An 11,705-nucleotide genomic window follows, 5' to 3' on the forward strand; every position below is an offset into this window, starting at 1 on the left:
CTATCGCAGATGGCCGCGCAGGCGGCTGACCTGTTCGCGCAACACCTCGGGCTGCGCCGCCTCCACCGGGACGGCGGCGCCTGCCACGATGGTCACCCTCGACCACAAGCGCTTGAAGAAGCCCTTGGCCGGGTCACGGCTGAAGAAGCTACCCCACAACCCCTGCAAGGCCAGCGGAATCACCGGTACCGGCGTTTCTTCGAGGATGCGGCTGACCCCTCCCTTGAAGACATCGATTTCGCCATCGCCCGTCAGCTTGCCTTCCGGGAAGATGCACACCAGCTCGCCATCAGCCAGGTACTCGGCAATCCGCGCGAAGGCCCGCTCGTAAGTCGCCTGGTCTTCGTTACGCCCGGCAATCGGGATGGCACCGGCAGTGCGAAACACGAAGTTGAGTACCGGCAGGTTGTAGATCTTGTAGTACATGACAAAGCGGATCGGCCGGCGTATAGCCCCGCCCAGCAGCAACGCATCGACGAACGACACGTGGTTGCACACCAGCAACGCTGCACCTTCGTCTGGGATGCGCTCAAGGTCTCGGTGCTGCACGCGGTACATCGAATGGCTGAGCAGCCAGATCAGGAAACGCATGGTGAACTCGGGCACGATCCTGAAGATATAGGTGTTGACCGCGATATTGAGCAGCGACACCACCAGGAAAAGCTGCGGGATGCTCAGCTTGGCCACGCCTAGCAGGATGATGGTGAGCACCGCCGACACCACCATGAACAGGGCATTGAGGATGTTGTTGGCCGCGATCACCCTGGCTCGCTCGTCCTCGGCCGTGCGGGCCTGGATCAACGCATACAGCGGCACGATGTAGAAGCCGCCGAACACACCCAGGCCGACGATCGACAGCAAGATCCACCACGCCTGGCTCATGCCCAGCAATGCCAGCCAGTCGTGCGGCGCTGCTGCAGTCGGTACATCACCGGAGTGCCACCACCACAGCAGGCCGAACAGGGTCAGGCCGAACGAGCCGAACGGCACCAGGCCGATTTCCACCTTGCGTCCACTGAGCCGTTCACACAGCAGCGAGCCGAGGGCAATGCCCACCGAGAACAGGGTCAGCACCAGGGTCACCACCGTGCCATCACCGTGCAGCCAATCCTTGGCATAGGCCGGGATCTGCGTGAGGTAGATGGCGCCGACAAACCAGAACCACGAGTTGCCGACGATCGAACGCGACACCGCCGGCGACTGGCCCAGGCCCATGCGCAAGATCACCCACGACTGCTTGAAGATGTTCCAGTCCAGCGGCATTTGCGGCGAGGCGGCAGCCGCCCGAGGGATCCAGCGGCTGGCGAGGTAGCCGAGTACCGCCGTGCCGACCACGCCACCGGCCACCACCGTTGCGTAGCTGTCGGCCGACATCATCACCCCCGCGCCGATGGTGCCGGCGAGGATGGCGAGGAAGGTGCCGGTTTCCACCAGCCCATTACCGCCCACCAACTCTTCCTCGCGCAGGGCCTGCGGCAGGATCGAATATTTCACCGGGCCGAACAGCGCCGAGTGGGTCCCCATACCGAACAGCGCCACCAGCATCAGGCCCAGATGGTCAGTGACAAAGCCCAGCGCACCAATCGCCATGATCACGATTTCGGCCAGTTTGATTGCCCGGATCAGCGCATCCTTGGCGAACTTCTCGCCAAACTGCCCGCCCAGCGCCGAAAACAGAAAAAACGGCAGGATGAACAGCAAGGCACACAAGTTGACCCAGATCGATCGGTCACCATCGCCCAGGCTGAGCTTGAACAAAATCGCCAGGATCAGCGACTGCTTGAACAGGTTGTCGTTGAAGGCACCCAGCGACTGAGTGATGAAAAACGGCAGGAAACGCCGCTTGCCGAGCAAGGTGAATTGCGAAGAGTGACTCATCGTCCTTGGTCCTGAGGGCTTTTCAATTGGAGGCTCGCCAAGCGCGCCGGGCCACAAATCTGCATGGGAAATGCGCTGGCTGGCAAGCACCGGCTCAGGCATGACCACGCAAGCTTGCGTTCAAGGACCTGCTGGCAGTTGCAGCACTGGCGCTAGGTCACTCGAAGCCAAACAACGCCCGCGCGGTATCCAGCAACAGTGCCTGGCGCAACTGCGCTGAACAACCCAAGGCCTCGAACTGTTCGACAGCGCTGCCGAAACTGACCTCCGACTCATGCTGGGTATGCGGCCAGTCACTGCCCCACATCAACCGCTCTGCGCCGTAATGGGCTTCCAGCGCGCACAGCGCCTGACGGGCGAATGCCAGGTTCTCCTCCGGCGAGCCCTGCAGCCTGTAGATGCCGGACACCTTCACCCACACCTTGCCCCGACCGCTCAGGGTCAGCAGTTCGGCAAACCCCGGCTGGCTCAGGCCAAGGCGGGCATCTGGCCGGCCGAAATGGTCAATCACGATGTCCAGCCCATAGGGCTGCAATGCCCGCACCAGCACTGGAATGTCCGCCACCTGACGGTGCAGTTCCACGTGCCAACCCTGCTCGCCGATGCGCTCCAGCAGGGGCCGCCACTGCGCGCCGGTCAGGTCAGGCATGTCTTGCCCCATGAGGTTGAGACGTACCCCCCTGACTCCCAACCGGGCCATTTCCGTCAAGGTCGCCCGCTCGACATCCCGCTCCAGCATCACCACCCCGCGCAGTTGCCCTGGCACGGTCTGCAAGGCGCTGAGCAGGTAGCGGTTGTCGGTACCCAGGAAGCTGGGCTGGACCAGTACGCCATGGCTGAAACCATGGGCCCGCAGTTGGCCCAAGTAGTCGCCCAGCGGCGCATCGTAGTTGGGCGCATAACGCCGCTGGCTGGCCAGGTTCAGCCCACGGCTGAACACGTGGGCGTGGCTGTCGATGGCAGTCAGGTGCAAAGCGGGTGCGTCGGGCATGGTTCTCATACAAACACGTTCAGGTTACTTGGCGACGGCACCGGCCGTTTCCGGCGCAGGTGCAGATTCAAGGTTGCGGCCACGGGTTTCGGGCAGGCACAGGGCTGCGATCACCGCAACGCCATAGGCGATGCCGGCATCAATGCCGATGGCACTGCCCAGCGACATCGACTCGCTCATGTGCCCGACCAGGAACGGGAACACGGCCGACAGCACGCGACCGAAGTTGTAGCAAAAGCCCACCCCGGCGCCGCGCACGTCAGCCGGGTACAGTTCATTGAAAAACGCACCCAGGCTGGCCGGGATGCCGGCGGCGAAAAAACCCAGCGGGAAGCCGAGGAACAGCATCTGGGTATTGGTCAGCGGGAAGAACACGTAGGCCTGCACGGTCAGTACACAGCACAGGGCGAACAGCAGGATGTTCTTGCGCCTGCCAATACGGTCGATCAGCAGGCCGCTGACCACGCAGCCGCACCAGAAGGCCAGGATGATCACCGCCAGGTAACCGCCCGAGTTCAGCACCGAAAGGTTGCGCTCTGTCTTGAGGAAGGTCGGCAACCAGGTCATCACCGCGTGGTAGCCACCGTGGGCACCCAGGCCGAGCAAGCCGCCCAGCAGGGTCACACGCAACAGTTCAGGGCGGAAGATGCCAGCCATCGACTGCAAGAAGCTGGAAGGGATGGCCTTTTCTTTCTGCAGGCGCTGGAAGCTGTCCGGCTCGGGCACGTTGCGGCGTACCCAGATGATCAGCAGCGACGGCAGCAGACCGACGAAGAACATCACCCGCCAGGCAAACTCCTGCGGCACCAGCGAGTAGATCAGCGTAAACAATGCCACCGCCAGGCCCCACCCCACAGCCCAGGCACTCTGCACCGTGCCCATGACCTTGCCGCGATACTTCGGGTTGATGGTTTCGGCCATCAGCACAGCGCCGGCTGCCCATTCGCCACCGATGCCAAAGCCTTGCATGGCCTTGACGAACAGCAACGGGTAGAAGCCGGTGACGAACGCCGAAAGGAAGGTGAAGAACGAAAACCAGAGAATCATCCATTGCAGGGTACGCACGCGGCCATAGCGGTCGGACAGTGTGCCACCCAGCCAGCCGCCGATTGCCGAGGTCACCAGGGTCAGGCCACTGATCAGGCCGGCATCGCCCTTGGTCAGGGAGAACGCAGCGATCAGCGCGGGGATGGCCAGGCCGAACATCTGCACTTCCAGCGCATCGAGCGACCAGCCGCCGAAACAGGCCCAGAATGTCTTGCGTTCCCGTGAGGTGATCTCGCGATACCAGCTGAACATGATTGTTATCCTTCTAGTCGTGGGTGTGACGGGCAGGCGAAGCCACTGCGCCGTGGCAGCTCGGCGCAGACAGGTAAAAGGGTGAAGCGACCGGTTTAACGAATGTCGATGCGGTAGCGGAAGTGCTGCGCATGGCCGCGCGAGCGGCGCCATTCCAGAGGTTTGCCGGCGTAATCGCGGGCCAGGCGCTCGATCACGACCACCGGGCTGTCGGCCGGCAGTTGCAGCAAGCGGCCATGCACCGCGTCGACCGCTTCGGCGGTCAGGGTTTCTTCGGCGTAGGCGACCACCTGACCGCACAGCGCTTCGTAGATCGGGTACAGCAGCGGGCCCTCGCTGTTCAGATCCACGTCCAGCAGCGGCTGGAAGGTTTGGCGCGGCAGCCAGATTTCTTCGGCCAGCACCGGCTGGGCGCCGAGCAGACGTGTGCGAATGATGCGGATCACTTCTGCCTCCCCTGCCAGGCCCAATGCCTCGGCCACCGCGGAAGGCGCCGGCAGCGACTCGATGGAGAGAATGCGGCTTTCCGGCACTATGCGCTCGCCATTGGCGGCCTCGAAACGGAAGAAGCGGAACAACGACGACTGGAACTGTGGGCGGCGAATGAAGGTGCCGCGGCCCTGCTGGCGCTCCAGCACGCCTTCGGCCACCAGGACATCGACGGCTTTACGCACGGTACCGATCGACAGGTCGAACTCGGTGGCCAAGGCTGCTTCGGTCGGGATCGCTTCCCCCGGGCGCCAGCGGTTGTTGGCAATTTGCGCAACCATGTGGTCTCGCAGTTGTTGGTAGCGGGGCAGTCGAGCATCACCGGTCAATGGGTGCATGGGTCTCGCTCTCGTCTTGTTATATAAACATATATATGAATTTTTCGAGAGTATTCCCTGAGCCTGACGGGCTGTCAATCCTCCGCCTGTCGCCCTTCTGCAGGCGAAGCGGCCTTGTGTCGGGAAGGGCAGTGAAGCCGCCGGATTCACTGTAAGGGTGCCGGTGCTGCTACAAGGACCGCATGTGGCTTATGCTTGTGCTCGGCAAACCCGCACAACAAGGACGTGGCAATGCTCGCCGCCATAAAACGCTACCCGCACACCGTTCGCCTGCTGCTCACCACCACCTTCACGCTTACCGTCGCCCGCGCCCTCACCCTGCCCTACCTGGTGGTTTACCTGGCCGACAATTTCCAGCTGCCGATCAGCCAGATCGGCCTGCTGATCGGTGGTGCACTGATCGTCGCCTCGCTGTTGAGTCTGTACGGTGGCCATCTGGTCGACACCTTGAGCAACCACACGCTGGTCAGCGCCAGTACCCTGCTATTCGCCCTGGCCTTCGTCGGCGCGGTCGCCAGCCGTTCGGCGCTGCCGTTCTTCTTTTGTCTGGTGCTGATCAACCTGGCCCTGGCAGTGGTCGACATCGCTGCCAAGGCGGGCTTCTGCGCGTTACTGCCGGTGGATGAGCGGGCCGAGGTATTCGCCATCAAGTACACCCTCAGCAACGTCGGCTACGCCGCCGGCCCGTTGCTGGGCGTGGCCATGCTTGAACTGAACGACCATGTGCCGTTCCTCGCTTCTGCCCTGCTTGGCCTGGCCATGTGCCTGGCTTACTGGCGCCTGGGTGATCGCAGCCTGCAGGCCAGCGCGCCGGACAAGCCTGCAGCCGGCTTCGGCCAAGTGGCGCTGGGGCTGGCGCGGGATCGCCGGCTGGTGTGCTTTACCGTGGGTGGGGTGCTGAGCGCGGTGGTGTTCGGCCAGTTCACCGCCTACCTGTCCCAGTACCTGGTGGTCACCAGCAACCCGGCCGAAGCGGCACGGCTGATCGGCTATCTGGTCACCACCAACGCCGTGACAGTCATTGCCTTGCAGTACCTGATTGGCCGGCGTATCAGCCGCCAGCGCCTGATGCCGTGGCTGTTGGCCGGCATGGGCCTGTTCATCGCCGGCTTGCTGGGTTTTGCGCTGGCAGGCTCGGTACTGGCCTGGTGCCTGGCGATGCTGGTGTTCACGCTGGGCGAAATCATCGTGATCCCGGCCGAGTACATGTTCATCGACCTGATCGCACCGGAGCACTTGCGCGGGGTGTATTACGGCGCGCAGAACCTGTCCAACCTGGGGGCGGCGCTGGGGCCGGTGATGGTGGGGTTTGCACTGGTACACCTGTGGCCGGGGGCAGTCTTCTACCTGCTGGTGTTGTCGGTGATACTGGCAGGGGTTTTCTATTGGTTGGGTACCCGCAGGGGTTGATGTTGCCTGTTCCGGCCTATTCGCGGCTGAACCCGCTCCTACAACCATCGTCTGCGCTGACGAAGCGGCACTTGCGTGCCAGACTGATTGATCGGGACCGCGTTACCTTTTTGCTTCGGAGTCTTCATGTCGTTGTCCAGCGGGCTGATCGCCGTGGTCGCCCTGGCCTATATGGCCATCATGTTCGCCATCGCCTTCTATGGCGACCGCCGCAGCACGCCATTGCCGCCAAAGCTGCGTGCCTGGGTGTACAGCCTGTCGCTGGCCGTGTACTGCACCAGCTGGACCTTCTTCGGCGCGGTCGGCCAGGCCGCCGAACAGCTTTGGGCGTTCCTGCCAATCTACCTAGGCCCGGTACTGCTGCTGATCTTCGCCCCTTGGGTGCTGCAGAAGATGGTGCTGATCAGCAAGCAGCAGAACATTACCTCGATCGCCGACTTCATTGCCGCGCGCTACGGCAAGTCGCAGACCCTGGCAGTGGTGGTGGCACTGATCTGCCTGGTCGGCGTGCTGCCGTACATCGCCTTGCAGCTCAAGGGCATCGTACTGGGCGTGAACCTGCTGATCGGCGCCAACGCCGACGCCACCGGCACCCGCGTGCAGGACACCGCGCTGGTGATATCGCTGGTACTGGCGCTGTTCGCCATCGTCTTCGGTACCCGCAGCCTGGATGTGACCGAGCACCACCGCGGCATGGTCCTGGCGATTGCCTTCGAATCGCTGATCAAACTGCTGGCGTTCCTTGCCGTGGGCATCTTCATCGTCTTCAACCTGTATGACGGTTTCGACGACCTGTTCAGCCAGGCCCGCCAGTCGATTCACTTGCAGGACTATTGGAAAGAAACCATCAATTGGCCGTCCATGGTGGTGCAAACCGCCGTGGCAATGATGGCAATCATCTGCCTGCCCCGGCAGTTCCACGTTACCGTGGTGGAGAACATCGAACCGCAGGACTTGCGCCTGGCGCGCTGGGTATTCCCGATGTACCTGGCACTGGCCGCGCTGTTCGTGGTGCCGATTGCCCTGGCCGGGCAGATGCTGCTGCCCGGCACGGTGATCTCCGACTCGTTCGTCATCAGCCTGCCGCTGGCCGAGGCGCACCCGAGCCTTGCCCTGCTGGCGTTCATCGGCGGTGCCTCGGCGGCCACCGGCATGGTGATCGTCGAGGCCGTGGCGCTGTCGACCATGGTGTCCAACGACATGCTGCTGCCCTGGCTGCTGCGCCGCAACAACGCCGAGCGGCCTTTCGAAGCGTTCCGCCACTGGATGCTTTCGGTACGCCGGGTAACCATCGTGGTGATCTTGCTGCTGGCCTATGTCAGCTACCGCCTGCTGGGTTCCACCGCCAGCCTGGCGACCATCGGCCAGATCGCCTTTGCCGCTGTGACCCAGCTCACCCCAGCCATGCTTGGCGCGCTGTACTGGAAGCAGGCCAACCGTCGCGGTGTGTTCGCCGGCCTGGCCGCTGGCATCTTCCTGTGGTTCTACACCTTGGTGCTGCCGATCGCCGCGCACAGCCTGGGCTGGTCGTTGCAGTTGTTCCCCGGCCTGGCGTGGCTGCACGGCAACCCGCTGAACCTGCCGATCAGTCCACTGACCCAAGGTGTGGTGCTGTCACTGGCGGGCAACTTCACCCTGTTCGCCTGGGTTTCGGTGCTGTCGCGCACACGGGTTTCCGAGCACTGGCAGGCCGGCCGGTTCATTGGCCAGCAGACCAGCGCGCGGCCCAGCAGCAAGCCGCTGCTGGCGGTGCAGATCGACGACCTGCTGACCCTGGCATCGCGCTTTGTCGGGGAAGAGCGCGCACGGCAGAGCTTCATCCGCTTTGCCTACCGCCAGGGCAAGGGCTTCAACCCTAACCAGAACGCCGATGGCGACTGGATCGAGCACACCGAGCGCCTGCTGGCCGGGGTGCTCGGTACCTCGTCGACCCGCGCGGTGGTCAAGGCGGCCATCGAAGGCCGCGACATGCAACTGGAAGACGTGGTGCGCATTGCTGACGAAGCCAGTGAGGTGCTGCAGTTCAACCGCGCCCTGCTGCAAGGCGCCATCGAGAACATCAACCAAGGCATCAGCGTGGTCGACCAGAACCTGCACCTGGTGGCCTGGAACCGCCGCTATCTTGAACTGTTCAACTACCCGGACGGGCTGATCAGCGTAGGGCGACCGATTGCCGACATCATCCGCTACAACGCCGAACGCGGCCTGTGCGGCCCCGGCGAGGCGCAGGTGCATGTGGCGCGGCGGCTGCACTGGATGCGCCAGGGCCGCGCGCACTCCTCCGAGCGGCTGTTCCCCAATGGCCGGGTGATCGAGCTGATCGGCAACCCGATGCCAGGCGGCGGCTTTGTCATGAGCTTCACCGACATCACCCCGTTCCGAGAGGCCGAGCAGGCCCTGCGCGATGCCAACGAACGCCTTGAGCAACGCGTGGCGGAGCGCACCCACGAACTGTCGCAGTTGAACCAGGCGCTGTCCGAAGCCAAGAGCCAGGCCGAAGCGGTGAGCAAGTCCAAGACCCGCTTCCTGGCCGCCGTCAGCCATGACCTGATGCAACCGTTGAACGCCGCACGGCTTTTCTCTGCCGCCTTGTCGCAACAGGCCGAGGGCATGAACGAAGAGGCCCGGCAGTTGGTACAGCACATGGACAGCTCGCTGCGCTCGGCTGAAGAGCTGATCAGCGACCTGCTGGACATCTCGCGCCTGGAAAACGGCAAGATCACCCCGGATGCCAAACCCTTCGCCCTCAACGAGCTGTTCGACACCCTGGGCGCCGAGTTCAAGTTGCTGGCTGCCGAGAAGGGCCTGGCGTTCCGCCTGCGCGGCAGCCGCCTGCGGGTGGACAGCGACATGAAACTGCTACGCCGGGTGCTGCAGAACTTCCTCACCAATGCCCTGCGCTACGGCAAGAGCCCGATCCTGCTAGGCGCGCGCCGACAGGGCGAGCGCCTGTGGCTGGAGGTCTGGGACCGAGGCCCAGGCATTGCTGACGACAAGCTGCAAGTGATCTTTCAGGAGTTCAAGCGCCTGGACAGCCACCAGACCCGTGCCGAGAAGGGGCTAGGACTGGGCCTGGCCATCGCAGACGGTCTGTGCCGGGTGCTGGGGCATCCGCTGGAAGTGCGCTCATGGCCAGGCAAGGGCACGGTGTTCCGCGTCAGCGTGCCGATTGCGCACCAGGCCACCGCGGCACCAAGCGCGCCTGTAGAACAACAGGGCGGCCAGCCACTGGCTGGGCTGCAAGTGCTTTGCGTGGACAACGAAGACAGCATCCTGATCGGCATGAACAGCCTGCTGAGCCGCTGGGGTTGCCAGGTATGGACCGCGCGCAACCAGGCCGAATGCGAAGCCCTGCTGGCCAAAGGCATGCGCCCGCACCTGGCATTGGTGGACTACCACCTGGACGACGGCGAGACCGGTACCGGGCTGATGGGCTGGCTTCGAGCACGGCTGGGTGAGCCGGTACCCGGTGTAGTGATCAGCGCCGACGGCAGCAAGGAAACCATCGCCCTGGTACATGCATCAGGGCTGGACTACCTGGCCAAACCGGTCAAGCCGGCGGCCTTGCGCGCCCTGCTCAATCGCCATCTGAGCCTGGCTCAGTAACCGCTACCTCGGGCAGCGCCTCGTCAGACAGCGCCCGCTCCAGCAGGTCTGCCGGCAAGCTCTTGCTGGCACGGGCGCCCAGCAGCTTAAGCTGCTCGCTGCGGCTGACCAGGTTGCCACGCCCTTCGCACAGCTTGTTGCGCGCGGCGGCATAAGCCTTGTCTACCTGCTGCAAGCGGCTGCCCAGCTCGTCAAGGTCCTGGATGAACAGCACGAACTTGTCGTAGAGCCAGCCGGCACGCTCGGCAATTTCGCGGGCGTTCTGCCCTTGACGCTCCTGCTTCCACAGGCTGTCGATCACCCGCAAGGTCGCCAGCAACGTGGTAGGGCTGACAATCACGATCTGCCGGTCGAAGGCCTCCTGGAACAGGTTCGGCTCGGCCTGCAGGGCCGCCGAAAAGGCCGCTTCGATGGGCACGAACAACAACACGAAATCCAGGCTGTGCAGGCCTTCAAGGCGGCTGTAGTCCTTGCTCGACAAGCCTTTGACGTGGCTGCGCAGCGACTGCACATGCTGCTTGAGCGCAGCTTCGTCGTTGCCGGCAACGAACTGCTGGTACGCAGTGAGGCTGACCTTGGCGTCCACCACCACCTGCTTGTCGCCGGGCAGCATGATCAGCACATCCGGCTGGAAACGCTCACCATCGGCGCTTTTCAGGCTGACCTGGGTCTGGTATTCGCGGCCCTTTTCCAGGCCGGCATGTTCCAGCACACGTTCGAGAATGAGCTCACCCCAGTTACCCTGTGTCTTCTGGCCCTTCAAGGCCTGGGTAAGGTTGGTGGCTTCGTCGGACAAGCGCAGGTTGAGCTGTTGCAGGCGCTCCAGCTCCTTGCCCAGCGAGAAGCGCTCGCGGGCCTCTTGTTGGTAGCTTTCCTCCACGCGTTTTTCGAAGGCCTGGATGCGCTCCTTGAGCGGGTCGAGCAACTGGCCAAGGTGCTGCTGGCTGGTCTGGGCAAAGCGCTGCTCGCGTTCGTCGAAGATCTTGGTGGCCATGTCGGCGAACTGGGCGCGCAAGGTGTCACGGGCCTCCTGCAGGTCTTCCAGACGTTGCTGGTGACTTTCCTGCTGTTCACGCAGCTCTGCGTCCAGGCGCGCGGTTTGCGCTTCCAGGCGACGCAGTTCGGCTTCGCGGTTGGCGCGCTCAAGGCTCCAGGCGTGGGCGGCGTCACGGGCATTGTCGCGCTCGATCTGCAGCAGCTCCAGCTCACGGCCTTGGGCGGCCAGCTGGGCCTGTTTGACGGCGTTGGCCTCACTGAGGTCGCTGACCTCGTCGCGACTGGCGTCCAGTTGCGCCTGCAGGCCAGCCTGGGTCAGTTGGGCAGCGTTGAGGCGCTCTTCGAGCAAGGCCTGCTCACCTTGCCGTGCGCCCTGGCGGCGCTGCACCTGCATGACCCACACCAGGCAGGGTATTGCGCCTGCCACCAAGCCCAGCAGAATGCTGGCCAGATCCACTGTCATGCTTACCCCGAACGCTCTGATGCAAATTGGGTGCAGCTTATCAGCCTGATGGGTGTGTTGCCCGCATCCGCCTCTTCGCGGGCAAGCCCGCTGCGCAAGCCTGAAGGCAAAGGTAATGCCTGCACGGTCGCCCGTAGGAGCGGGTTCACCCGCGAAGAGGCCGGCCCTGCTGGCCAATCCCCACCCGCCGTTCACCGTTGCCGCCGCTACCGTATTCGCGGGTAAACCCGCTCCT

General features: G+C 63.7%; 7 protein-coding genes. 2 read left to right on the forward strand and 5 right to left on the reverse strand.

Annotation, left to right across the window (positions count from 1 at the left end):
• From QYE47_RS18895 to QYE47_RS18910, 4 genes are all read right to left on the reverse strand, one after another.
• Window positions 1–1,878, reverse strand: a complete 1,878-nt coding sequence (locus QYE47_RS18895) for an MFS transporter (RefSeq protein WP_019436769.1) — start codon at window positions 1,876–1,878, stop codon at window positions 1–3.
• A gap of 157 nt (window positions 1,879–2,035) precedes the next feature.
• A complete protein-coding gene (locus QYE47_RS18900) occupies window positions 2,036–2,869 on the reverse strand; it encodes an amidohydrolase (protein ID WP_070384232.1) in 834 nt (277 codons plus the stop codon).
• Window positions 2,870–2,893: 24 nt separating this feature from the next.
• Window positions 2,894–4,168 carry an MFS transporter gene (locus QYE47_RS18905; RefSeq protein WP_004575314.1) on the reverse strand — a complete coding sequence of 425 codons (1,275 nt, stop codon included), beginning with the start codon at window positions 4,166–4,168 and terminating at the stop codon, window positions 2,894–2,896.
• Between the two features lie 95 nt (window positions 4,169–4,263).
• Window positions 4,264–4,995 (reverse strand): GntR family transcriptional regulator, encoded by a 732-nt coding sequence (locus QYE47_RS18910; RefSeq protein ID WP_020189988.1) that lies wholly within the window; start codon window positions 4,993–4,995, stop codon window positions 4,264–4,266.
• Window positions 4,996–5,226: 231 nt separating this feature from the next.
• On the opposite strand from QYE47_RS18910, the gene QYE47_RS18915 reads away from it, so the two are divergent.
• Together QYE47_RS18915 and QYE47_RS18920 are read left to right on the forward strand one after the other, a co-directional pair.
• Window positions 5,227–6,405, forward strand: coding sequence for an MFS transporter (locus tag QYE47_RS18915; RefSeq protein WP_010952748.1), 1,179 nt, complete (start codon window positions 5,227–5,229; stop codon window positions 6,403–6,405).
• Between the two features lie 126 nt (window positions 6,406–6,531).
• Entirely contained in the window at window positions 6,532–10,011 is a 3,480-nt protein-coding gene (locus QYE47_RS18920) for a PAS domain-containing hybrid sensor histidine kinase/response regulator (protein WP_070384233.1), read from the forward strand.
• Here the strand turns inward: QYE47_RS18920 and rmuC are convergent.
• Entirely contained in the window at window positions 9,983–11,356 is a 1,374-nt protein-coding gene (gene rmuC, locus QYE47_RS18925; protein WP_162470269.1) for a DNA recombination protein RmuC, read from the reverse strand. The genes QYE47_RS18920 and rmuC overlap by 29 nt on opposite strands.
• Between the last annotated feature and the right edge of the window lie 349 nt (window positions 11,357–11,705).

Origin of the sequence: Pseudomonas sp. 2,4-D, from assembly GCF_030418155.1 — a bacterium.
Classification (GTDB): domain Bacteria; phylum Pseudomonadota; class Gammaproteobacteria; order Pseudomonadales; family Pseudomonadaceae; genus Aquipseudomonas; species Aquipseudomonas alloputida.